Annotated in this window: 20 protein-coding genes; 14 read left to right on the forward strand and 6 right to left on the reverse strand. The window is 64.3% G+C overall.

The features are described from left to right. The first annotated feature begins 113 nt into the window (after positions 1-113). The 3 genes from V9K97_RS00625 to V9K97_RS00635 all read left to right on the forward strand — a co-directional run bounded on the left by V9K97_RS00625 (position 114) and on the right by V9K97_RS00635 (position 2824). A complete protein-coding gene (locus tag V9K97_RS00625) occupies positions 114-782 on the forward strand; it encodes a TetR/AcrR family transcriptional regulator (RefSeq protein ID WP_337315817.1) in 669 nt (222 codons plus the stop codon). Between the two features lie 77 nt (positions 783-859). Continuing rightward, positions 860-1867, forward strand: a complete 1008-nt coding sequence (gene dusA / locus V9K97_RS00630; protein WP_337316024.1) for a tRNA dihydrouridine(20/20a) synthase DusA — start codon at positions 860-862, stop codon at positions 1865-1867. A 174-nt stretch (positions 1868-2041) separates the two neighbouring features. Further along, complete coding sequence (locus tag V9K97_RS00635; protein ID WP_337315818.1) at positions 2042-2824, forward strand: IclR family transcriptional regulator; 783 nt, start codon at positions 2042-2044, stop codon at positions 2822-2824. Between the two features lie 27 nt (positions 2825-2851). Here the strand turns inward: V9K97_RS00635 and V9K97_RS00640 are convergent, their stop codons facing one another. Next, the gene (locus V9K97_RS00640) at positions 2852-3499 is read right to left on the reverse strand and encodes a GntR family transcriptional regulator (RefSeq protein ID WP_126747230.1); all 648 of its coding nucleotides are present in this window, start codon (positions 3497-3499) and stop codon (positions 2852-2854) included. 128 nt (positions 3500-3627) lie between these two features. On the opposite strand from V9K97_RS00640, the gene scpA reads away from it, so the two are divergent. From scpA to V9K97_RS00680, 8 genes are read left to right on the forward strand one after another with little or no spacing between them, the layout of a single operon-like run. Next, positions 3628-5790, forward strand: a complete 2163-nt coding sequence (gene scpA, locus V9K97_RS00645; RefSeq protein WP_337315819.1) for a methylmalonyl-CoA mutase — start codon at positions 3628-3630, stop codon at positions 5788-5790. A 14-nt stretch (positions 5791-5804) separates the two neighbouring features. Continuing rightward, positions 5805-6278, forward strand: a complete 474-nt coding sequence (locus V9K97_RS00650; RefSeq protein WP_337315820.1) for a GNAT family N-acetyltransferase — start codon at positions 5805-5807, stop codon at positions 6276-6278. Continuing rightward, positions 6272-7321 carry a methylmalonyl Co-A mutase-associated GTPase MeaB gene (gene meaB, locus V9K97_RS00655; protein WP_258505801.1) on the forward strand — a complete coding sequence of 350 codons (1050 nt, stop codon included), beginning with the start codon at positions 6272-6274 and terminating at the stop codon, positions 7319-7321. The genes V9K97_RS00650 and meaB overlap by 7 nt, the downstream gene beginning before the upstream one ends. 40 nt (positions 7322-7361) lie before the next feature. Continuing rightward, positions 7362-8906 (forward strand): acyl-CoA carboxylase subunit beta, encoded by a 1545-nt coding sequence (locus V9K97_RS00660; protein ID WP_337315821.1) that lies wholly within the window; start codon positions 7362-7364, stop codon positions 8904-8906. A 16-nt stretch (positions 8907-8922) separates the two neighbouring features. Then, on the forward strand, positions 8923-9552 hold the full coding sequence (locus tag V9K97_RS00665) for a DUF6630 family protein (protein ID WP_337315822.1): 630 nt from the start codon (positions 8923-8925) through the stop codon (positions 9550-9552). Between the two features lie 35 nt (positions 9553-9587). After that, positions 9588-11636 (forward strand): acetyl-CoA carboxylase biotin carboxylase subunit, encoded by a 2049-nt coding sequence (gene accC, locus V9K97_RS00670; protein ID WP_337315823.1) that lies wholly within the window; start codon positions 9588-9590, stop codon positions 11634-11636. Further along, positions 11636-12667 (forward strand): biotin synthase BioB, encoded by a 1032-nt coding sequence (gene bioB / locus V9K97_RS00675; RefSeq protein WP_337315824.1) that lies wholly within the window; start codon positions 11636-11638, stop codon positions 12665-12667. The genes accC and bioB overlap by 1 nt, the downstream gene beginning before the upstream one ends. Continuing rightward, positions 12664-13158, forward strand: a complete 495-nt coding sequence (locus V9K97_RS00680; RefSeq protein WP_337315825.1) for a VOC family protein — start codon at positions 12664-12666, stop codon at positions 13156-13158. The genes bioB and V9K97_RS00680 overlap by 4 nt, the downstream gene beginning before the upstream one ends. Here the strand turns inward: V9K97_RS00680 and V9K97_RS00685 are convergent. Then, a complete protein-coding gene (locus tag V9K97_RS00685; RefSeq protein WP_157613508.1) occupies positions 13148-13645 on the reverse strand; it encodes an Lrp/AsnC family transcriptional regulator in 498 nt (165 codons plus the stop codon). The two genes, V9K97_RS00680 and V9K97_RS00685, sit on opposite strands and share 11 nt — an antisense overlap. 115 nt (positions 13646-13760) lie before the next feature. On the opposite strand from V9K97_RS00685, the gene yedA reads away from it, so the two are divergent. Next, a complete protein-coding gene (gene yedA / locus V9K97_RS00690) occupies positions 13761-14675 on the forward strand; it encodes a drug/metabolite exporter YedA (protein WP_337315826.1) in 915 nt (304 codons plus the stop codon). A gap of 13 nt (positions 14676-14688) precedes the next feature. Here the strand turns inward: yedA and V9K97_RS00695 are convergent, their stop codons facing one another. The 4 genes from V9K97_RS00695 to V9K97_RS00710 form a co-directional block, all read right to left on the reverse strand. Next, on the reverse strand, positions 14689-15327 hold the full coding sequence (locus tag V9K97_RS00695) for a LysE family translocator (RefSeq protein ID WP_337315827.1): 639 nt from the start codon (positions 15325-15327) through the stop codon (positions 14689-14691). Continuing rightward, the gene (locus V9K97_RS00700; protein WP_337315828.1) at positions 15324-15953 is read right to left on the reverse strand and encodes an RnfABCDGE type electron transport complex subunit B; all 630 of its coding nucleotides are present in this window, start codon (positions 15951-15953) and stop codon (positions 15324-15326) included. The genes V9K97_RS00695 and V9K97_RS00700 overlap by 4 nt, the downstream gene beginning before the upstream one ends. Further along, a complete protein-coding gene (locus tag V9K97_RS00705; RefSeq protein ID WP_337296004.1) occupies positions 15950-17365 on the reverse strand; it encodes a polyhydroxyalkanoate depolymerase in 1416 nt (471 codons plus the stop codon). Before V9K97_RS00705 ends, V9K97_RS00700 begins: the two co-directional genes overlap by 4 nt. Positions 17366-17519: 154 nt before the next feature. Next, on the reverse strand, positions 17520-18716 hold the full coding sequence (locus tag V9K97_RS00710) for an amino acid aminotransferase (protein WP_337315829.1): 1197 nt from the start codon (positions 18714-18716) through the stop codon (positions 17520-17522). 105 nt (positions 18717-18821) lie between these two features. Between V9K97_RS00710 and uvrB the strand changes: the two genes are divergently transcribed. Together uvrB and iscR are read left to right on the forward strand one after the other, a co-directional pair. Continuing rightward, positions 18822-20939 carry an excinuclease ABC subunit UvrB gene (uvrB, locus tag V9K97_RS00715; protein ID WP_258505812.1) on the forward strand — a complete coding sequence of 706 codons (2118 nt, stop codon included), beginning with the start codon at positions 18822-18824 and terminating at the stop codon, positions 20937-20939. 232 nt (positions 20940-21171) lie between these two features. Then, positions 21172-21708, forward strand: coding sequence for a Fe-S cluster assembly transcriptional regulator IscR (iscR, locus tag V9K97_RS00720; protein ID WP_093237517.1), 537 nt, complete (start codon positions 21172-21174; stop codon positions 21706-21708). The last annotated feature ends 22 nt before the right edge of the window (positions 21709-21730 follow it).

Raw genomic sequence — 21730 nt, forward strand, 5'->3', positions numbered from 1 at the left:
AAGAGGGTAAAGCTGGAGGTGGCCGGCGCCCTCGCTTTCAGGCAAGATTGGAGACCACTGGTCTGTAATTTAGCAGACCGATGGTCTTTTAGCAAATGGAGTGTGATCACCGCATGAATTCGCCCAGCTCATACGTACGCGCCCGATCCGCCGAGCAGAAGGAAGAGCGGCGCCGCCACCTGCTGGCGACCGCTCGAGAAATGCTGAGCCAGAACCCGGCTGCCCTCGAGTTGGGAATCAACGAACTGGCGCGCCAGGCCGAGATGACCAAGTCGAACGTGTACCGGTATTTCGAGAGCAGCGAGGCCGTGCTGATGGACCTGCTCGTCGAAGAATTTGCAGCCTGGCATGCCGAACTGAGCACGGCACTGGCGCGCGGCGGCAAGGCGGGCGCCAGCTTTGAACACATCGCCCGCGTCTTCGCCTCGACGGTTTCTGCCCGGCCCCTGCTTTGCCGGCTGACCAGCATCCTGCCGTCCATCCTCGAGCGCAAGGTGTCGTTCGAGCGCATGGTCGAATTCAAAGGCAACCTGCTGGCCGTCAGGCAGGGCGCAGCGCAGGCCTTTCACGCCCGCGTGCCCGGCATGCCGGTGCAAGCCTTCGAACAGGTGATGAAGCACACGGTGCCGCTCATCATCGGACTTTGGCCGCTCAGCAACCCGGCGGAGATGGCCGCGCAAGTGGTCGAGCTGCCCGAGTTGGCGGGTTTGCGATACGACTTCGAGCAGGACCTTGCGCATGCCCTGCTGACCTTGATGCGGGGGATGGCGCCTGCGGATTGAAGCTGGCGTGAGAAACTACCGCCTGGATGCAGCCGATGTCCACGCCGATGGTGGCAGGACCGGCGCCTTGCTCGGCGATGCTTGCCGCTGGTAGATCTAAGTTGTTGAATTTAAAAGAGAAAATCGTCTCCGTTGCGCCGATGATGGACTGGACCGACCGCCACTGTCGGTACTTCCATCGCCTGATGTCGCGCCACGCGCTGCTCTATACCGAAATGGTGACCACGGGCGCGCTGGTGCATGGCGACGTTCCCCGCCATCTGCGCTTCAACGCCGAAGAACATGCGGTGGCCTTGCAGTTGGGCGGGAGCGAGCCGGCCGACCTGGCGCACTGCGCCAAGCTGGGCGAAGAGTGGGGTTACGACGAGATCAACCTCAATTGCGGCTGCCCCAGCGAGCGCGTGCAGCGCGGCGCTTTCGGCGCCTGCCTCATGGCCGAGCCAGCGCTGGTGGCCGACTGCGTGAAGGCGATGGTCGACGTGGTGAGCGTGCCGGTCACGGTCAAGCACCGCATCGGCATCGACAAGATCGAGAGCTACGAGTTCGTGCGCGACTTTGTCGGCACGGTGAGCGAGGCCGGCTGCGGCACGTTCATCGTTCATGCGCGCAATGCGTGGCTGAAGGGGCTGAGCCCGAAGCAGAACCGCGAGATTCCACCGCTGCGCTACGAGCTGGTGCACCGGCTCAAGCACGACTTTCCGGAACTGAGCTTTTCGATCAACGGGGGCATTTCGGCCAATGCCCAGGTGCACGAGCACTTGCGGCTGCTCGACGGCGTGATGGTGGGGCGTGAGGCTTATCACAACCCCTGGTGGCTGGCCGAATGGGACGCCGAGTTCTTCGGCGCCGGGCCGCAGCCGCTGACGCGTGAAGAGGTGGAGTCGCTCATGTGCGACTACATGGTTCGCGAGGCGGCGGAACACGGCACGCAGTGGTCGTCGATTGCCCGGCACATGCTGGGCTTACGGAACGGCCTGCCGGGTGCGCGCCGCTGGCGCCAGGTCTGGAGCGACCACCGGCTCAAGACGCGCTCGCCGCGCGAGGTGATGGCGCTGGCGCACGAGCCCGTGGCGCAGGTTGCCTAGCTGAAGCGTGCCTTGAGTGAAGCGGGCACTGCGGCGCGGAGCCGCTTGCGGAAAGGGATTCGCCCCTCAGCAACGGTGAGTGTTCCAAAATGATAATGATTGCCTGAGGACTGAAACTTTTCAACTTTTCTGCTAAAGAATCAAGAAACGCTAATAAATAAGGGGTTTCGATTCATGAATGAAGCGGGGAGCAAAGAAGAAGTCAGCGCACTGGGCCGGGGTCTGGCCCTGCTCAAGGTCATCGGGATGTCGGCGGCGCCGATGAGCAATCGGGAACTGGCCGATACCACGGGCCTTCCCAAGGCCACGGTGTCGCGCCTTACGGCCACGTTGGTGAATGCGGGGTATCTGCGGCAGTCGCAAGACAGCGAGCGGTTCAGCCTGGGCCCGGCGCTGCTCGACATGAGCAGCCGCTATCTCCGTCATTTCGACCTGCGCACGGTGGCCAGGCCCCACCTGGCGGAGTTGTCCGAATTTGCGGGCGCGAGCGTTCATGTGGCGGTGCGCGACGATCTCGACATGCTCGTCATCGATTCGCTGCGCCCGCGGTCGGCGCTGATCAGCTCGCGGCTGGACGTCGGCACCCGCATGAGCATCGTCACCTCGGCCGCGGGCCGTGCTTCCCTTGCGGCGCTGCCCGAGGCCGAGCGGGCGGCGGTGCTCGAGAAGATCCAGCAGGAAAGCGGCGAGAGCTGGGCCTCCATCGAACCCCGCCTGATGGCCGGGCTCGACGAATACGCCCGCCTGGGCTACTGCAGCTCGTTCGGGGAATGGCATCCGCACATTCATGCGCTTGGCTTTGCGCTGCAAGGGCCGCACGGTGAGCGCTACGGCGTGAGCTGCGGCGGCCCCGCGTACCTGCTGTCGAAAGACATGATGCTCTCGCGTGTTGCGCCGCGTTTGCTCGAGGTTGCCAGGCGCATCTCGGCGGAAACCGGCGTCATCGGCGCGGACTGAAACACCCGGCGGCGCCTGGGGCAGGCTCTAGACCGCGGCCTCCAGGCCGTTCCTGAAGTGCTCGCGCATGCGCGCCATGGCGGCGGTGGCGTCGCGCGCCTCGATGGCCGCCATCATCGAGCGGTGCTCCGCCAGCGATTCGGCGATGCGGCCTTCCTTGAGCAGCGAGTTGTGGCGGTTGAGCTTCATCACCTTGCGCAGGTCGGCCACCATCTGGTCGCGCCACTTGTTGTTGGCAATGGCCAGCAGGCGCATGTGAAAGCGCTCGTTCAGCGCAAAGAAGTGCTCGCGGTTTTCCTTGCCCGGCGCGCCGGCGGCCTCCAGCTCGGCGTGCAGCGCCTTCAGCTCCGCGCGCTGGGCATCGGTGGCACGCTCGGCCACCACGCCGGCGGCGTCGCTCTCCAGCAGCGAGAGCAGGTGGTACACATCCGCCAGGTCCTGCTCCGACACCTCGGTGACGTAGGCACCGCGCCGCACCTTCATGGTCACCAGGCCTTCGGCCGCGAGCACCTTCAGCGCTTCTCGCAGCGGGGTGCGGCTGATACCGTATTCCTCGGCCAGCTTGAGTTCGTCGATCCAGCTGCCGGGTTCGAGCTCGCGGCGGAAGATCCGCTGGCGCAGCAGCTCGGCCACCTCTTCATAGAGGGCGCGCGGGGTAAGGGTGACGGCGGACATGGGCCGGACTGTACCGCAAAAAACGTGTTTGAATTAATAATTATGGATGGGTTAGACTCGCTGCGGCTTGCAAATCCCTTGCAGGCGAATTTGCGACTACCCTGCAAGACACTGCAAAACGGCCCCTCATGAGCAGCACACCCGAACCCACTTTCAAGCCTGCCAACCTCGACGACTGGGCCAAGGCCGCTGCCAAGTCGGCGCCGGGTGGCGACCTGAATGCGCTCAACTGGCTCACGCCCGACGGCATTACCGTAAAGCCGCTCTATACCGCGGCCGATCTGCACGGCCTGAAGTACACCGACACGCTCCCGGGCTTCGAGCCCTACCTGCGCGGCCCGCAGGCCACCATGTACGCGGTGCGCCCATGGACCATTCGCCAGTACGCGGGCTTTTCGACGGCCGAGGAGTCGAACGCCTTCTACCGCAAGGCCTTGGCCGCGGGCGGGCAGGGTGTGAGCGTGGCTTTCGACCTGGCGACCCACCGCGGCTACGACAGCGACCATCCGCGCGTGACCGGCGACGTAGGCAAGGCCGGCGTGGCCATCGATTCGGTCGAGGACATGAAGATCCTGTTCGACCAGATCCCTCTCGACAAGGTGAGCGTGTCCATGACGATGAACGGCGCCGTGCTGCCGGTGCTGGCGGGCTACGTGGTCGCGGCCGAAGAGCAGGGCGTGGCACAAGACCAGCTGAGCGGAACCATCCAGAACGACATCCTCAAGGAGTTCATGGTCCGCAACACCTACATCTTTCCGCCCGCGCCGAGCATGCGGATCATCGGTGACATCATCGAGTACACGGCGCAGAAGATGCCCAAGTTCAACTCGATCTCGATCAGCGGCTATCACATGCAGGAAGCCGGCGCCAACCAGGCGCTGGAACTGGCCTTCACGCTGGCCGACGGCAAGGAATACGTGAAGACAGCGCTGGCCAAGGGCCTGGACGTCGACGGCTTTGCCGGCCGCCTGAGCTTCTTCTGGGCCATTGGCATGAACTTCTACCTCGAAGTGGCCAAGATGCGCGCGGCGCGCCTCTTGTGGTGCCGCATCATGAAGGAGTTCAACCCCAAGAACCCCAAGAGCCTGATGCTGCGCACCCACTGCCAGACCTCGGGCTGGTCGCTCACCGAGCAGGACCCGTACAACAACGTGGTGCGCACCACCATCGAGGCGATGGCCGCTGTGTTCGGCGGCACGCAGAGCCTGCACACCAACGCGCTCGACGAAGCCATTGCGCTGCCCACGGAATTCAGCGCGCGCATCGCACGCAACACGCAGCTCATCATCCAGGAAGAAACGCACATCACCAACGTGATCGACCCCTGGGCCGGCAGCTACATGATGGAGAAGCTCACGCAGGACATGGCCGATGCGGCGTGGGCCATCATCGAAGAAGTCGAAGCCATGGGCGGCATGACCAAGGCGGTGGACAGCGGCTGGGCCAAGCTCAAGATCGAAGCGGCCGCTGCAGAGAAGCAGGCGCGCATCGACTCGGGCAAGGACGTGATCGTGGGCGTCAACAAGTACAAGCTCAAGACCGAGGACGCCATCGACAGCCTCTCCATCGACAACGTGAAGGTGCGCGAGCAGCAGGTGGCCCGCCTGCAGAAGATCCGCTCTTCGCGCGACACCGGCAAGGTGCAGGCTGCGCTGGACGCGCTGACCGAGGCCGCCGACAACGGCACCGGCAACCTGCTCGCGCTCAGCATCGACGCGGTGCGCCTGCGCGCCACGGTGGGCGAGATTTCCGATGCACTCGAAAAATCATTCGGCCGCCATCGGGCCGACACGCAAAAGGTGACCGGTGTGTACGCTGCTGCCTATGACTCCGCCGAGGGCTGGGAAGCCCTCAAGACCGAAATCAACGCCTTCGCCGAAGAGCAGGGGCGCCGTCCGCGCGTGATGATCTCCAAGCTGGGGCAGGACGGGCACGACCGCGGCGCCAAGGTGGTGGCCACGGCGTTTGCCGACCTGGGCTTCGACGTCGACATGGGGCCGCTGTTCCAGACACCCGAAGAGTGTGCGCGCCAGGCCATCGAGAACGACGTGCATGCAGTGGGCGTGAGCACCCTCGCGGCCGGCCACAAGACACTTGTGCCGGCCATCATCAACGAGCTGAAGAAGCAGGGCGCAGACGACATCATCGTGTTTGTCGGCGGCGTGATTCCGCGGCAGGACTACGACTTTCTGTACGAGGCCGGCGTCAAGGGCATCTACGGCCCGGGCACGCCGATTCCCGCCAGCGCGAAAGACGTGCTGGAGCAGATTCGCGCAGCGGTCTCGGCCTGATCGGGACGCGAGACGTGGGCGATCTTTTGTCGCGGCTGTCGTTGCAGCCGGTGGATTCCAGCGATTTCGAAGCCATGCTGGCCTTGCGCGTCGATGCGATGCGCCCCAGCCTGGAGCGCGTCGGGCGCTTCGACCCCGCGCGTTCACGCGAGCGGCTCCAGGCCGGTTTCGTCGTGCCCTACATGCATCACATCGTGCTCGACGGCGACCTGCGCATCGGCTTTGTCACGCTCAAGCCCGAAGACTCCGATGCGCTGCGGCTCGACCACCTGTACCTGCGCACCGGCTTCCAGGGCCTGGGCGTTGGCGAATGGGTGCTGCAATGGGCCAAGTCGCAGGCGCGCGAGCAAGGGATGGACATCAAGCTCACCGCGCTGGTGCAAAGCGACGCCAACCGCTTCTACCTGCGGCATGGCTTTGTGCTCGAGGGCGAAGAGGGCGTCGACCTGCACTACCGCTGGCGAGTGGCCTCGGAGGATGCGTGCTGAAGCAGGCCGAGGCACTCGAACGCGCCATTGCCGAGCCGGAAGGCATGGCCCAGCGCCGCGCCATCGCCAAGGCCATTACGCTGCTCGAATCCACCCGCGCCGATCATCGGGCGCAAGCCGATGAATTGCTCACCGCATTGCTGCCGCGCACCGGCAATTCATTTCGCCTTGGCATCTCGGGCGTGCCGGGTGTCGGCAAGTCGACCTTCATCGAGACGCTGGGCCTGCTGCTGATCGGCAAGGGCCATCGCGTGGCGGTGCTCACCATCGATCCTTCATCCACCGTTTCGGGCGGCTCCATCCTCGGCGACAAGACGCGCATGGAGCGGCTCTCGGTGCATGAGCGCGCGTACATCCGGCCGAGTCCGTCGAGTGGCACGCTGGGCGGCGTGGCCGAGAAAACGCGCGAGGCCATGCTGGTGTGCGAAGCCGCGGGCTACGACATCGTCATTGTCGAAACCGTGGGTGTGGGCCAGAGCGAAACCGCCGTTGCCGGCATGACCGACATGTTCGTGCTGATGCAGCTGCCCAATGCGGGCGACGACCTGCAGGCCATCAAGAAGGGCGTGATGGAGCTGGCCGACCTGGTCGTCATCAACAAGGCCGACATCGACAAGGATGCCGCCACGCGTGCGCAGGCGCAGATCACCTCTGCCCTGCGCCTGTTCGGCCACCAGGGCAACCCGGACCATGCGCATGCGGTGCATGACGCGCACAGCGGCGCCGAGGTTCGCTTCTGGCTGCCCAAGGTGCTGCAATTGAGCGCGCTGGCGGGTACCGGGGTCGACGCTTTCTGGGACGCCGTCACGCAATTCAGGCAACTGCAGACCGCGAATGGCAAGCTCGCCAAGCGCCGCGAGAAGCAGGCCACGGCGTGGATGTGGGAGCGCATCGACGCCGGCCTTAAGCAGGCATTCAGGCAGCATGCGCAAGTGCGCGAACTGCTGCCGCAACTCACCCGGCAAGTGGCAGAGGGCTCGCTTCCCGCATCGACCGCGGCGCGCCAGCTGCTTGCGGCAGCGGCCATCACCGCCAGGCCATGACAACACACGAAATTCAGGACCACAGCTTCGGAAGCACACCATGCAAGAACTGATCGAACAACTCGAAAAGCGCCGCGCCCAGGCGCGCCTTGGCGGCGGACAGAAGCGCATCGACGCGCAGCACGCCAAGGGCAAGCTCACCGCGCGCGAACGCATCGAGCTGCTGCTGGACGACAACACCTTTGAAGAGTGGGACATGTTCGTCGAGCACCGCTCGGTCGATTTCGGCATGGCCGAGCAAAAGGTTCCGGGCGACGGCGTGGTCACCGGCTACGGCATGATCAACGGCCGCCTGGTGTTTGTGTACAGCCAGGACTTCACCGTTTTCGGCGGCGCGCTCAGCGAAGCGCATGCCGAAAAAATCTGCAAGGTGATGGACCAGGCCATGAAGGTCGGCGCACCCGTCATCGGCCTGAACGACTCCGGCGGTGCGCGCATCCAAGAAGGCGTGGCCTCGCTCGGCGGCTATGCGGACGTGTTCCAGCGCAACGTGATGGCCTCGGGCGTGGTGCCGCAGATCAGCATGATCATGGGCCCGTGCGCGGGCGGCGCGGTGTATTCGCCGGCCATGACCGACTTCATCTTCATGGTGAAGGACTCGAGCTACATGTTCGTCACCGGACCCGATGTGGTGAAGACCGTGACGCACGAGACCGTGACGGCCGAAGAGCTCGGCGGCGCCATCACCCACACCACGCGCAGCGGCGTGGCAGATATGGCGTTCGAGAACGATGTCGAGGCGCTCATGATGTTGCGCCGCCTGTACAACTACCTGCCGCTCAACAACCGCGAAAAGCCCCCGGTGCGCCTGGGCAACAACGGCCAGGGCGATCCGGCTGACCGGCCCGACTACTCGCTGGACACGCTGGTGCCTGACAACCCGAACAAGCCCTACGACATCAAGGAGCTGATCCTCAAGGTGGTCGATGACGGCGACTTCTTCGAGCTGCAGCCCGACTACGCGAAGAACATCGTGATCGGCTTTGCGCGCATGGAAGGGCAGACGGTCGGCATCGTGGCCAACCAGCCGCTGGTGCTGGCGGGCTGCCTCGACATCAAGAGCAGCATCAAAGCCGCGCGCTTCGTGCGCTTTTGCGATGCGTTCAACATTCCGGTGGTCACCTTTGTCGATGTGCCCGGTTTCATGCCCGGCACGGGGCAGGAGTACGGCGGCATCATCAAGCACGGTGCCAAGCTGCTCTACGCCTATGCGGAATGCACGGTGCCGAAGATCACCGTCATCACGCGCAAGGCCTATGGCGGCGCGTACGACGTGATGGCTTCGAAGCACCTGCGCGGCGACGTCAACCTGGCCTGGCCGCGTGCCGAGATTGCTGTGATGGGCGCCAAGGGCGCGGTGGAAATCATCTTCCGCGAAGACAAGAACGACCCCGAGAAGCTCGCCGCACGCGAGGCCGAATACAAGGCGCGTTTCGCCAACCCATACGTGGCGAGTGCACGCGGCTACATCGACGACGTGATCCTGCCGCACGAAACGCGCAAGCGCATCTGCCGCTCGCTGGTGATGCTGCGCGAGAAGAAGCTCGAGAACCCGTGGCGTAAGCACGGGAACATTCCGTTGTGACCACGCAGAGCACGCCGTGTTCACAGCGCTAAAAAAACTCTTGCGGCCGCAAACGGCAGCGGAAAAGTGGGAAAGCGATCAGGCCAAGATGCGCGTATCGGCGGAGGAATTGGCCGATTTGCAGCGCGAGTTTCCCGATACACCAGCGGAGCGTGAGGACGCTCGCCAGCGCAAGGCGGCGACCCAGCAGTTCGTCATGCTGGTGCTCGGTGCGTTGGCAGCACCTCCCGCCTTGGCGAAGCGTCTTGCAAATCGGTGCGGCAGGTTGGCGTCCGAGGGAGGATGCTTGGAAGCAATTCTTGAGGGGCTTCGGGACGCGGAAGATCTACCTCCGGGATTCTTCATTCGCGCTGACTGGCGGGCTGTCGATGAAGCCCTTGTTCAGTTCAGGCAAATCCTCGACCAGATCGGCATCAGCGACGACGTGCAGATTGCAGAACGGGGATCCGATTTGCCGATGGAGCGGATGCTCGACGAATTCAAGACTCAACTTCAGCTGCACAACCTGACCATGCTTCAAGTCGATACGGGCGGCGACGATCTCTTTGCGATGGTTGTTCCCGACGCCAAGGTTGCTGAGATTTTGAAGGCGGGCCAAACCTGCCAGATCGACCTGAATATTCGCGCAGATGCGCCCCAGCGTTGAAGACGCGTTGTCAGATAAATGGAGAGTGTTATCCCATGTTCAAAAAAATACTGATCGCCAACCGCGGTGAAATCGCCTGCCGCGTGATCCAGACCGCGAAGAAGATGGGCATCCTCACGGTGGCCGTGTACTCCGATGCCGACAAGGAGGCCCGCCACGTCGAGCTTGCCGACGAAGCCGTGCACATCGGCGCCGCGCCCAGCCGCGAGAGCTACCTGCAAGCCGACCGCATCATCGCGGCTTGCAAGAAGACCGGCGCAGAGGCCGTGCACCCGGGCTACGGTTTTCTCTCGGAGAACGAAGCCTTTGCCCGCAAGGTCGAGGAAGAGGGCATCGCCTTCATCGGGCCCAAGCACTATTCGATTGCCGCCATGGGCGACAAGATCGCTTCGAAGAAGCTTGCGAACGAAGCGAAGGTCAACACCATTCCGGGCTGGAACGACGCCATCGAAACGGCCGAGCGTGCCGTCGAGATTGCCAAGGACATCGGCTACCCGGTGATGATCAAGGCCTCGGCCGGCGGCGGAGGCAAGGGGCTGCGCGTGGCTTTTGACGACAAGGAGGCCTTCGAAGGCTTTACCTCGTGCCGCAACGAAGCGATGAGCAGCTTCGGCGATGACCGCGTGTTCATCGAGAAATTCGTCGAGGAGCCGCGTCATATCGAGATCCAGGTGCTGGGTGATTCGCATGGCAACGTCATCTACCTGAACGAGCGCGAATGCTCGATCCAGCGCCGGCACCAGAAGGTGATCGAAGAGGCGCCTTCGCCCTTCATCACCGATGCCACGCGCAAGGCGATGGGCGAGCAGGCGGTTCAGTTGGCCAAGGCCGTGAAGTACCAGAGCGCGGGCACGGTGGAGTTCGTGGTCGGCAAGGACCAGAGCTTTTACTTTTTGGAGATGAACACGCGGCTGCAGGTGGAGCATCCGGTGACCGAGTGCATCACGGGGCTCGATCTGGTCGAACTGATGATCCGCGTGGCCGCCGGCGAGAAGCTGCCGCTGACGCAAGCCGAGGTGAAGCGCAACGGATGGGCCATCGAGTGCCGCATCAACGCCGAAGACCCGTTCCGCAACTTCCTGCCTTCGACGGGGCGCCTGGTGAAGTTCCAACCACCGGCGGAGACCATGTTCGCGAGCGACACCGAGCACCTGAACGGCGTGCGGGTGGACACGGGCGTGTACGACGGCGGCGAAATTCCGATGTATTACGACTCGATGATCGCCAAGCTCATCGTGCACGGCAAGGATCGGCAGCACGCGATTGCCCGCATGCGCGAGGCGCTCAACGGCTTTGTGATCCGGGGCATCAGCAGCAACATTCCATTCCAGGCGGCGCTGCTCGCGCACCCGAAGTTCGTGGCGGGCGATTTCAACACCGGCTTCATTGCCGAACACTATGGCAAGGGCTTCCATGCGGAAGACGTGCCGCACGCAGACCCTTCGTTTCTTGTCGCGCTTGCGGCCTATGTGCATCGCCGCTACCGCGCGCGTGCCTCGGGCATCAGCGGCCAGCTCGAAGGCCATGGCGTGAAGGTGGGCGAGCAGTTCGTGGTGGTGGAGCTGGGGCCGGAAGGCAAGCATGTCCATCACCCGGTGTCGGTGACCGACTTTCATGGCAAGACGGGCGCCAGCGCCGTTGCCGTGGGCGACAAGAGCTACAAGATCGACAGCGGCTTTGCGCTGGGCGCAATTCGCGTGCAAGGCATGGTGAACGACCGGCCCTTTACCGCGCAGGTCGAGCGCGGGGCGGGCAAGAACCCGCTGGCGCTGCGCGTGTCGCACGACGGCACGCAGATCGAGGCGATGGTGCTCTCGCCGCTCGGCGCGCGCCTGCTCGAACTGATGCCCTACAAGGCTCCGCCGGACCTGAGCAAGTTCTTGATGTCGCCGATGCCGGGCTTGCTGGTCGAGGTGTCGGTGCAGCCGGGCCAGCAGGTACGTGCCGGCGAGAAGCTGGCCGTCATCGAGGCCATGAAAATGGAAAACGTATTGTTTGCCACGCAGGACGGTGTGGTCGGCAAGATTTCGGCGGGCAAGGGCGAGTCGCTCACCGTCGATCAAATCATTATGGAGTTCAACTGATGGGTGCCAACGACTTGCAACAGACGATCACGCTACACCGCCCCACCAAGGCCGCGGAGCCGCAGGGTCCTTGGTCCATCGAGGCGATTCAGGCGCTGCTCGACAAGCCGCTGATGGAACTGCTGTTCGAAGCGCAGACCGTGCATCGCGAGCATTTTCCCGAGGGCGACATCGAACTCGCGACCTTGCTTTCGGTCAAGACCGGCGGCTGCCCGGAGAACTGCGGCTACTGCCCGCAGTCGGCGGAGTTCGACACGGGCGTGAAGGCGCAGAAGCTCATGGAAGTCGACGAGGTGGTGCGCGCCGCGCAGGCCGCCAAGGATGCCGGTGCCACGCGGTTCTGCATGGGTGCCGCATGGCGCGCGCCGAAGGACCGCGACGTGGAGAAGGTGGCCGTGCTGGTCGAGGCCGTGAAGGGCCTGGGCATGCAGACCTGCGCCACGCTCGGCATGCTGGAGCCGCACCACGCGCACCAGCTCAAGGCCGCGGGCCTCGACTACTACAACCACAATCTCGACACCGCGCCCGAGTACTACACCGACATTGTCGACACGCGCACCTACCAGGACCGGCTCGACACGCTGGCCCATGTGCGCAGCGCCGGCATCAGCGTGTGCTGCGGCGGCATCGTCGGCATGGGCGAGCAGCCGGTGCACCGGGCCGGGCTGATCGCGCAACTGGCCAACCTGAATCCGTATCCGGAATCGGTGCCGATCAACAGCCTGGTGCGCGTACCGGGCACGCCGCTGGCCGATTCGGAACCGGTCGATCCCTTCGACTTCGTGCGCATGATCGCGGTGGCGCGCATCACGATGCCGACCGCGCGGGTGCGGCTTTCGGCAGGCCGTCAGCAGATGGGTGACGCGGTGCAGGCACTGTGCTTCATGGCAGGCGCCAACTCGATCTTCTATGGCGACAAGCTGCTGGTGACCGGCAACCCCGACGTGGAGGCCGACGTGCAGCTGCTGCGCAAGCTGGGCCTGCAGTCGCGCCGGACCACGACCACTGAAAAGGTAGAGGTCTGCGCATGACAACCACGGCTTCCGCGCGTCCCTTCAAGGTGCTGGGCATCCAGCAGATCGCCATCGGCGGGCCCGACAAGATGCGGCTGCAGAAGCTGTGGGTCGACATGCTGGGGCTCGAGGTCACGGGCACCTTCAAGAGCGAGCGCGAGAACGTCGATGAGGACATCTGCGCCATGGGCAGCGGGCCGTTCAAGGTCGAGGTCGACCTGATGCAGCCGCTCGACCCTGAAAAGAAACCGGCGGTCCACACCACGCCGCTCAACCATGTGGGCCTGTGGATCGACGACCTGCCCAAGGCCGTCGAATGGCTCACCGCGCAGGGTGTGCGCTTTGCGCCCGGCGGCATTCGCCAGGGCGCGGCCGGCTTCGACATCTGCTTTCTGCATCCGAAGGCGAACGACGAGTTTCCGATTGCGGGCGAGGGCGTGCTGATAGAACTGGTGCAGGCGCCGCCCGAGGTGGTGACTGCATTCAACGCGCTGGCCGCTACGCGTTGAGCACCTTCTTGATCGGCGGCTTCACATCGGAGCGCTGAGGCGGCAGCATCGGCTGGTGCTCGCGTGCCGGGTTCAAGATGATCGAGGTGGCCGTTTCGGTGAGGATGCAGAACTTGGTGACCACCGCATCGAGATGGCTCACGTCGATGACTGCAATCTCGAGAATCCAGCTGTCGTCGCCGGTCACGTTGTAGGCATTGACGCACTCGGGCGTCTGCTGCACCAGTTCGACCACGCGCGCGTAATCCGCGCGGCCCACGCGGATGATTGCGCGGATGCCATAGCCCAGCTTGCCGAGGTTGACCGTGGCGCGATAGCCGCTGATCACGCCCGCGGCTTCCAGTTTTTTCACGCGCTCGGTCACGGCCGGCTGGCTCAGGTGTACGCGGCGGCCGAGCTCGGCCATGGTGAGCCGCGCATCGCCCTGCAACTCGGCCAGGATGCGCGTGTCGTGGGCGTCCAGCGCGGGGTTGAAGGTGAAGTCCATGCAACTCCTTTAAATCGACGGTGCAAAACAGATAGAACCATGAGTTGTGCATGGCTGCGAAGGGTTTGCTTTCATACCATGGATGGCGTTTCAATACCAACAAGACAGACCTCGCATGCCGACTCTTGCATCTCCCGCCCAAGCCGCATCCGGCTCCCGCAGCACGCTGCCGCCGCTCCTGTGGCTTTGCCTGGCCGCCACCTGGGTGGTCTGGGGCTCGACCTATCTCGCAATCAAATACGCGCTGATCAGCTTTCCGCCGTTCTTGCAGATGGGGTCGCGCTTCCTGTTTGCGGGCGTAGTGCTCGCGGTGTGGATGCGCTGGCGCGGCGCGGCCTGGCCTTCGGCGCTGCAATGGCGCAATGCGCTCGTCGTTGGGGCGCTGATGCTGGGCGGCGGCATGGGCGGCACGGCGCATGCCGAGGTATCGATCGGCTCGGGCCTGGTGGTGGCCTTCATCGCGGTGGTGCCGTTGCTGATCGCATTGCTGAACCTGATCTGGGGTGTGAAGCCGACGCGGCTGGAAGCAGCGGGCATTGCGCTCGGGCTCATCGGCGTGCTGATGTTGACGCAGGGCAGCGGCTTCCAGTCGTCGCCCGCGGGGTTGCTGGCGATTTCCATTGCTTGCATCTGCTGGTCCATGGGCAGCGTGCTGAGCCAACGCAGCCTGCCGCTCGCGCCCGGCGCGATGGGGTTCGCGAGCGAGATGATCTGTGGCGGGGTGGTGCTGATGGTGCTTGCGGCGGTGTCTCGCGAGAGCCTGGTATGGCCGCCGGAGCCAGAGGCCGTCTGGGCCTGGCTGTACCTCGTGGTTTTCGGTTCGCTGATCGCGTTCAACGCCTACATGGTGCTGCTCGCAAGGGCGCCGGCCGCGCTGGCGGCGAGCTACACCTTCGTCAATCCGGTGATCGCGATGCTGCTGGGCGTGTGGATTGCCGACGAGACCGTGACGCGCTTCGAGTGGTATGCCGTGGCCGTCATCCTGGCCGGCGTGCTGCTGTTGCTCTTCAAGCGCCCGCAGAAGGGTTGAGCCTGCGCCTGCTTCAGGTGCCCGGACGGCGCCAGAAGGCCAGCGTGGCGGCAAGCAGCCACATGCCGGCCGCGCAACTGCGGTTCAGCACCCTGAGGCCGCGCTTTGAGAGCCAGCGCACGGCCTGCGTGCCGGCGGCCGCGTAGGCCAGCATCACGCAGGTGTCGAGCGCCACGAAGATCGAGCCCAGCAGCAGGTACTGCATGCCTTGTGGCTTGGTGATGTCGATGAACTGCGGCAGAAAGGCCGCGAAGAACAACACCGTCTTGGGATTCGAGAGCGCCACGACCAGGCTGCGCACAAGCGCGATGCGGCCGTGCGGGCGAACCTCGATGGCGGACTTGGCCAGCGCCTCGCCCAAGTCGGTGGCGTCGCTGCGCCACAGCTTGATGCCAAGCCACACCAGGTAGGCGACGCCCGCCACGCGAATCGCGTTGAAGAGCAGTTCCGATGCGGCCAGCAGCGAGCCGAGCCCAAGGGCGACCACTGCGATGAGCGTGACGCTGCCGAGCGATGCACCCGCAATGCCCCAGCTCGCGCGGCGCATGCCGCCATCGATGCCGTTGGACAGCGCCAGCAGCATCGTGGGCCCCGGAATCACGGCCAGTGCGAGCGAGGCGACCACGTAGATGAGCAGGGTGTCGGGTGTCATGGCTTGGCGGCGGGTGGGCGTTGCTGGGCGGCGCGGGCTCGCGCCAGGGCGGCTTCGACGATGGAGCGCTTGCGCGTGTCGGCGGCTTGCGGTTCAGCGGCGGCGGGTGCGGGTTCTTCGATTCGCTTGGCGATGCGGCGATGCTCGCCATGCAGCTGGTAGCGCTTCAATGCCGTCTCTGCCTGCGCTTGCGACCATGCGGCCCAGCCTGTACGGCCCGGCGTTTCGACTTCGAGCGAGATGCAATCGACGGGGCAGACCGGAATGCAGAGCTCGCAGCCCGTGCAGTGCGCCTCGATGACCGTGTGCATGCGCTTGTTGATGCCGACGATGGCATCGGTGGGGCAGGCATCGAGGCAGAGCGTGCAGCCGATGCACCAGGCCTCGTCGATCACCGCCATGGCGCGTGGGCCTTCGGTGCCGAATTGGGGATCGAGCGGCACCTGTTCGCGGCCCGTGAGCTGCGCGAGCCTGGCAATGCCTTCCGCGCCGCCGGGCGGGCACTGGTTGATGTTCGCTTCTCCGTCGGCCACGGCTTGCGCATAGCCCGCGCAATCGGGGTAGCCGCAACGCGTGCACTGCGTTTGCGGCAGTGCGTTGTGAATGCGTGCGGCCAGCCCGTTCACTTCCTGCGTGCCGCGGGCTTCTTCACGGCGGCAACGGCCACCGCTTTCTTGGCTGCGACATTCTTCTTGGCGGCCACGGCAACCGTCTTCCGTCCGGGCTTGATGCGGTCTTCGGCCGGCAGGGCCTCGCGTGCGCCGGCGCGCCGCTGGGGCTGGTCGTGGGCGGCGATGAACTTCTGCACCTTGGGGTAGACCAGTTCGCGCCAGCGGCGGCCGCTGAAGATGCCGTAGTGGCCCGCGCCCTTGACTTCATAGTGCTCGCGCTGCGCGTCGTCGATGCCGGTGCACAGGCTGTGCGCGGCCTCGGTCTGGCCCGAGCCCGAAATGTCGTCTAGCTCGCCCTCGACCGTGAGCAGGGCGGTGGAGTGAATGTCTTGCGGACGCACGCGCTCGATCTGACCCTTGGGGTTCTTCACGTCCCAGGTGCCGTTCACGAGCTCGAACTGCTGGAACACGGTGCGAATGGTGTCCAGGTAGTAATCGGCGTCCATGTCGAGCACGGCGTTGTACTCGTCATAGAACTTGCGGTGGGCTTCGGCGCTGGCGTCGTCGCCCTTGATCAGGTCCTTGAAGTAGTCGTAGTGGCTGCTGGCATGCCGGTCGGGGTTCATCGCCACAAAGCCCGTGTGCTGCAGGAAGCCCGGGTACACGCGGCGGCCCTCGCCCGGGAAGCCCTGCGGCACCCGGTAGATCACGTTGTTCTCGAACCACTCGTAGCTCTTGTTCATCGCAAGGTTGTTCACCGCGGTGGGCGACTTGCGGGCATCGATGGGGCCGCCCATCATGGTCATGGTGAGCGGCAGCGGCTCGCCGCGGCTTGCCATGAGCGACACGGCCGCCAGCACCGGCACGGTCGGCTGGCACACGCTCACCACGTGGCAGTTGCCATATTCGGCTTGCAGTCGGCGGATGAACTCCTGCACGTAGTTGACGTAGTCGTCCAGGTGGAATTCGCCTTGCGACAGCGGCACGAGGCGTGCGTTCTTCCAGTCGGTGATGTAGACCTTGTGGTCCTGCAGCATGGTGCGCACGGTGTCGCGCAGCAGCGTGGCGTAGTGGCCCGACAGCGGCGCCACGATCAGCACCACAGGCTGGCTCTTGAGTGTCTTGAGGGTGTGCGGCTCGTCGGTAAAGCGCTTGAAGCGGCGCAGCTCGCAGAAGGGCTTGTCGAGCTCGACGACTTCCTGGATCACGACGTCGTCGCCGTCGACCTTCACCGACTTGATGTTGAACTCAGGCTTTTCGTAGTCCTTGCCCAGGCGATAGAGCAGGTCGTAGCCGGCAGCCATGCGCTGCGCCATGGGCAACTGGCCCCACACCGCGCCTTGGCCGTAAAGCTTGGACGCCGCTTGCGCGAAGTCCGAGAACGGTTCCATCAAGGAACGCTGGGCTTCGTAGAGTTGATAAAGCATCGCTGGTCTTGGAGTGAAATGTTGCAGTGCAATATATCAGCGCATTTGCGGCGATGCAGGAGGCCAAACCCTACGTCTGCCACAGTGCGAGGGTCTTCCGTGAAGGAGTGTGAAGGAATCGCGCGAAACGGATTCCCTCACACTTTGCTGTCACCTAGATGACTTTGGCGATCGACGCGCAGACGTAGTCGATGTTCTTGCTGTTGAGCGCGGCCACGCACATGCGGCCGGTGTCGGTGCCGTACACGCCGAACTCGCTGCGCAGGCGCACCATCTGGTCCTTGCTGAGGCCCGAGTAGCTGAACATGCCGATCTGCGTGGTGATGAAGCTCATGTCTTCCTTCACGCCCGCCGCCTTGAGGCCGTCGACCAGCTTCTGGCGCATGGCCTTGATGCGCACGCGCATCTCGCCGAGTTCCTTTTCCCACAGGGCGCGCAGTTCGGGGTTGCCGAGCACCGCGGCCACCACGGCGCCGCCGTGGATCGGCGGGTTGCTGTAGTTGGTGCGGATGGCGATCTTGAGCTGCGAGAGCACGCGGCCGGCTTCTTCCTTGTTTTCGCACAGCACCGAGAGGGCGCCCACGCGCTCGCCGTACAGGCTGAAGCTCTTCGAGAAAGAGGTCGAGACGAAGAAGGTCAGGCCGGCGTCGACGAACTTGGCGACCGCGGCGCCGTCTTCCTTCAGGCCGTAGCCGAAGCCCTGGTAGGCCATGTCGAGGAAGGGCACAAGGCCCTTGGCCTTGACGGCCGCAACCACCTGGTCCCACTGCTCTGGCGTGATGTCGTAGCCGGTGGGGTTGTGGCAGCAGGCGTGCAGCACCACCACGGTGCCGGCGGGCGCTGCGTTCAGGGCGGCCAGCATGCCGTCGAAGTTGACGCCGCGCTTGGCGGAGTCGTAGTAGGGATAGCTTTCGACCACGAAGCCGGCGTTGGTGAACAGCGCGCGGTGGTTTTCCCAGCTCGGGTCGCTGATCAGCACCTTGGCGTTGGGGTTGAGCTTCTTGAGAAAGTCGGCGCCAACCTTCAGGCCGCCGGTACCGCCAATGCCCTGCACCGTGGCCACGCGGCCCGACTGCACGGGTTCGCTGTCGGCGCCGAAGACCAGGCCCTTGACCGCGTTGTCGTATGCCACGATGCCGTCGATCGGCAGGTAGCCGCGCGCCGTGGGGGCTTTCATCATGTTCTGTTCGGCGGCCTGCACGCACTGGAGCAGGGGCAGCTTGCCGTTGTCGTCGTAATAGACGCCGACGCCGAGGTTGACCTTGTTGGGGTTGGTGTCGGCTGCAAATTGCTCGTTGAGGCCGAGGATCGGGTCGCGCGGTGCCATTTCGACCGCGGTGAACATAGACATGGAAAGGTCCTTTGGGATGAAAGCTTCGCTGGCAACCGGACTTGCGCTACGCTTTCCGGTTGCCTTGAATTTTACCGGCGCCATCGCCACCTGTCGGGAACAGCCATGCCAGAGAACAACGAAGCCATAGCAGACCTGAAGAAACTGGACCCGATCGGTCCGGCCAAGCAGGGCGAATTCATCAAGTACCCCGATTCGCCATTCGAGCTTTTCCAGCCGTATCCGCCGGCCGGAGACCAGCCGAAGGCGATCGACGGGCTGGTGGAGGGTGTGCTCGACGGCGAGGTGTTCCAGACGCTGCTGGGCGTGACGGGCTCGGGCAAGACCTTCACCATGGCCAACGTGATTGCGCGGCTGGGCCGCCCGGCCATCGTTTTTGCGCCCAACAAGACGCTGGCGGCGCAGCTCTACAGCGAGTTTCGCGAGTTCTTTCCCAAGAACGCGGTCGAGTACTTCGTGAGCTACTACGACTACTACCAGCCCGAGGCCTATGTGCCCCAGCGCGACCTGTTCATCGAGAAAGACTCGTCGATCAACGAGCACATCGAGCAGATGCGGCTTTCGGCCACCAAGAGCGTGCTGGAGCGGCGCGACACGGTCATTGTGGCCACGGTGAGCGCCATTTACGGCATCGGCACGCCCGAGGACTACACGCAGATGCGTTTCATCATGCGGGTGGGCGACAAGATCGGCCAGCGCGACGTGATCGGGCGGCTGATTCGCATGCAGTACACCCGCAACGAGCAGGACTTTTCGCGCGGCACCTTCCGCGTGCGCGGCGACACCATCGACGTGTTTCCGGCGGAGCACAGCGAACTGGCCATTCGCATCGAACTGTTCGACGACGAAATCGAGTCGCTGCAGCTGTTCGATCCGCTCACGGGCCGCATCCGCCAGAAGATTCCGCGCTTTACGGTGTATCCGTCGAGCCACTACGTGACGCCGCGCGACAAAGTGCTGGGCGCGGTGGAAACCATCAAGATCGAACTGGCCGAGCGGCTCAAGGAATTCGTCAGCCAGGGCAAGCTGGTCGAGGCGCAGCGGCTGGAGCAGCGCACCCGCTTCGACCTGGAAATGCTGGCTGAAATCGGCCACTGCAAGGGTATCGAGAACTACACGCGCCACCTCTCGGGGGCGGCGCCGGGCGAACCGCCGGCCACGCTGACCGACTACCTGCCCAAAGATGCCCTGATGTTCCTGGACGAGAGCCACCAGATGGTCGGCCAGCTCAGCGCCATGTACAACGGCGACCGGGCGCGCAAGACGACGCTGGTCGAATATGGCTTCCGGTTGCCGAGCGCCTTGGACAACCGGCCGCTCAAGCTGGAGGAATTCGAAACGCGCATGCGCCAGTGCATCTTCGTTTCGGCCACCCCGGCGCAGTACGAAAAGGACCATGCCGGCAACGTGGTGGAGCAGCTGGTTCGGCCAACCGGCCTGATCGACCCCGAGGTGGAAGTGCGCCCCGCCACGCACCAGGTGGACGACGTACTGGGCGAGATCCGCATCCGGGTGGAAAAGAACGAGCGCGTGCTCATCACCACGCTGACCAAGCGCATGGCCGAGCAGCTGACCGACTACCTGGGCGACAACGGGGTGAAGGTGCGTTACCTCCACAGCGACGTCGACACGGTGGAGCGGGTGGAAATATTGCGCGACCTCCGGCTGGGCACTTTCGACGTGCTGGTGGGCATCAACCTGCTGCGGGAAGGCTTGGACATTCCGGAGGTGTCGCTCGTCGCCATCCTGGACGCCGACAAGGAAGGTTTCCTGCGCGCCGAGCGTTCGCTCATCCAGACCATCGGCCGCGCGGCCCGGAACCTGAACGGCAAGGCCATCCTCTATGCCGACCGGATGACCGACTCGATGAAAAAGGCGATTGACGAGACCGAGCGCCGCCGCGCTCGCCAAATTGCCTACAACGAGGCCAACGGCATCACCCCGCGCAGCATCGTCAAGCAGGTGCGCGACCTGATCGACGGCGTGTACAGCGAAAAGACGGGCAAGGAAATGGCCAAGCTCGACCTGGAACGCGCCAAGGTCGAGGACATGAGCGAAAAAGACATCGCCCGGGAAATCAAGCGGCTCGAAAAGCTCATGCTCGAGCACGCCCGCAACCTCGAATTCGAGAAGGCGGCCCGTGTGCGCGACCAGCTGGCGCTGCTGCGGGAGCAGGCTTTTGGCGCCTCCGGCGGCGACAACATCGCGGTTCTGCCGTCGTAGGCCGGCGCGCCGGTCTCTTCAAGCGGTTTGCGCTGGGGTTTACCCGAGCAGAGTCCAGGGGCTTCTGCTATACTTGACCGAAACACTCAACAACAAAAAAAGAACTTCGCGATGAAGAACCGATCCCACTGGCTGGTTCACCAGCGTCAGGGGTCGGGCAGGGCGGAGACGAAGTCACCGCGGCCCCGGGCCACGGTGTCATTTCAACGGTAAGCACTTGAAGGAGCTTGCGATGCGTCTCACTACCAAAGGCCGTTTTGCGGTCACAGCAATGATCGATCTGGCGCTGCGTCAGAACACCGGTCCGGTCACGCTGGCTGCGATCAGCCAGCGGCAGCAGATTTCGTTGTCGTATCTCGAACAGCTGTTCGGCAAACTGCGCCGCCACGAGCTGGTCGAGTCGACCCGCGGCCCCGGCGGCGGCTACAGCCTTGGCCGCAAGGCTGCGGATATCACCGTCGCAGACATCATTGTTTCCGTCGATGAGCCCATCGATGCCACGCAGTGCGGCGGCAAGGAAAACTGCCTGGGCGAAGCCGGCCGCTGCATGACGCACGAGCTCTGGGCCTCGCTCAACCAGCGCATGGTCGAGTTTCTCGACTCCGTCACCCTGCAGAAGCTGGTCGACGACCAGATCGCCAAGGGCGTGCAAATCGAGAACAAGCCGGTCGTCAAGCGCGCCATTTCCGCGCAGCCGGTGGTCAAGCCGATTCGCGTGAATGCGCCGAACTCGGTCTTTGCCCTCGGCAATGTGTTCGCGAAGTCCTGATGTCCTGAGTTGTGGCGCGCCT

The sequence above is a fragment of the Variovorax sp. CCNWLW186 genome (assembly GCF_037203865.1).
In the GTDB taxonomy this organism is placed as follows: Bacteria; Pseudomonadota; Gammaproteobacteria; order Burkholderiales; family Burkholderiaceae_C; genus Variovorax.

Bases quoted from the DNA above. Each gene is read 5' to 3' on its own strand.
- V9K97_RS00625 (WP_337315817.1), top strand. From the start codon at position 114: ATGAATTCGCCCAGCTCATACGTACGCGCCCGATCCGCCGAGCAGAAG.
- dusA (WP_337316024.1), top strand. From the start codon at position 860: ATGCTTGCCGCTGGTAGATCTAAGTTGTTGAATTTAAAAGAGAAAATC.
- V9K97_RS00635 (WP_337315818.1), top strand. From the start codon at position 2,042: ATGAATGAAGCGGGGAGCAAAGAAGAAGTCAGCGCACTGGGCCGGGGT.
- V9K97_RS00640 (WP_126747230.1), bottom strand. From the start codon at position 3,499: ATGTCCGCCGTCACCCTTACCCCGCGCGCCCTCTATGAAGAGGTGGCC.
- scpA (WP_337315819.1), top strand. From the start codon at position 3,628: ATGAGCAGCACACCCGAACCCACTTTCAAGCCTGCCAACCTCGACGAC.
- V9K97_RS00660 (WP_337315821.1), top strand. From the start codon at position 7,362: ATGCAAGAACTGATCGAACAACTCGAAAAGCGCCGCGCCCAGGCGCGC.
- accC (WP_337315823.1), top strand. From the start codon at position 9,588: ATGTTCAAAAAAATACTGATCGCCAACCGCGGTGAAATCGCCTGCCGC.
- bioB (WP_337315824.1), top strand. From the start codon at position 11,636: ATGGGTGCCAACGACTTGCAACAGACGATCACGCTACACCGCCCCACC.
- V9K97_RS00680 (WP_337315825.1), top strand. From the start codon at position 12,664: ATGACAACCACGGCTTCCGCGCGTCCCTTCAAGGTGCTGGGCATCCAG.
- V9K97_RS00685 (WP_157613508.1), bottom strand. From the start codon at position 13,645: ATGGACTTCACCTTCAACCCCGCGCTGGACGCCCACGACACGCGCATC.
- yedA (WP_337315826.1), top strand. From the start codon at position 13,761: ATGCCGACTCTTGCATCTCCCGCCCAAGCCGCATCCGGCTCCCGCAGC.
- V9K97_RS00695 (WP_337315827.1), bottom strand. From the start codon at position 15,327: ATGACACCCGACACCCTGCTCATCTACGTGGTCGCCTCGCTCGCACTG.
- V9K97_RS00705 (WP_337296004.1), bottom strand. From the start codon at position 17,365: ATGCTTTATCAACTCTACGAAGCCCAGCGTTCCTTGATGGAACCGTTC.
- V9K97_RS00710 (WP_337315829.1), bottom strand. From the start codon at position 18,716: ATGTCTATGTTCACCGCGGTCGAAATGGCACCGCGCGACCCGATCCTC.
- uvrB (WP_258505812.1), top strand. From the start codon at position 18,822: ATGCCAGAGAACAACGAAGCCATAGCAGACCTGAAGAAACTGGACCCG.
- iscR (WP_093237517.1), top strand. From the start codon at position 21,172: ATGCGTCTCACTACCAAAGGCCGTTTTGCGGTCACAGCAATGATCGAT.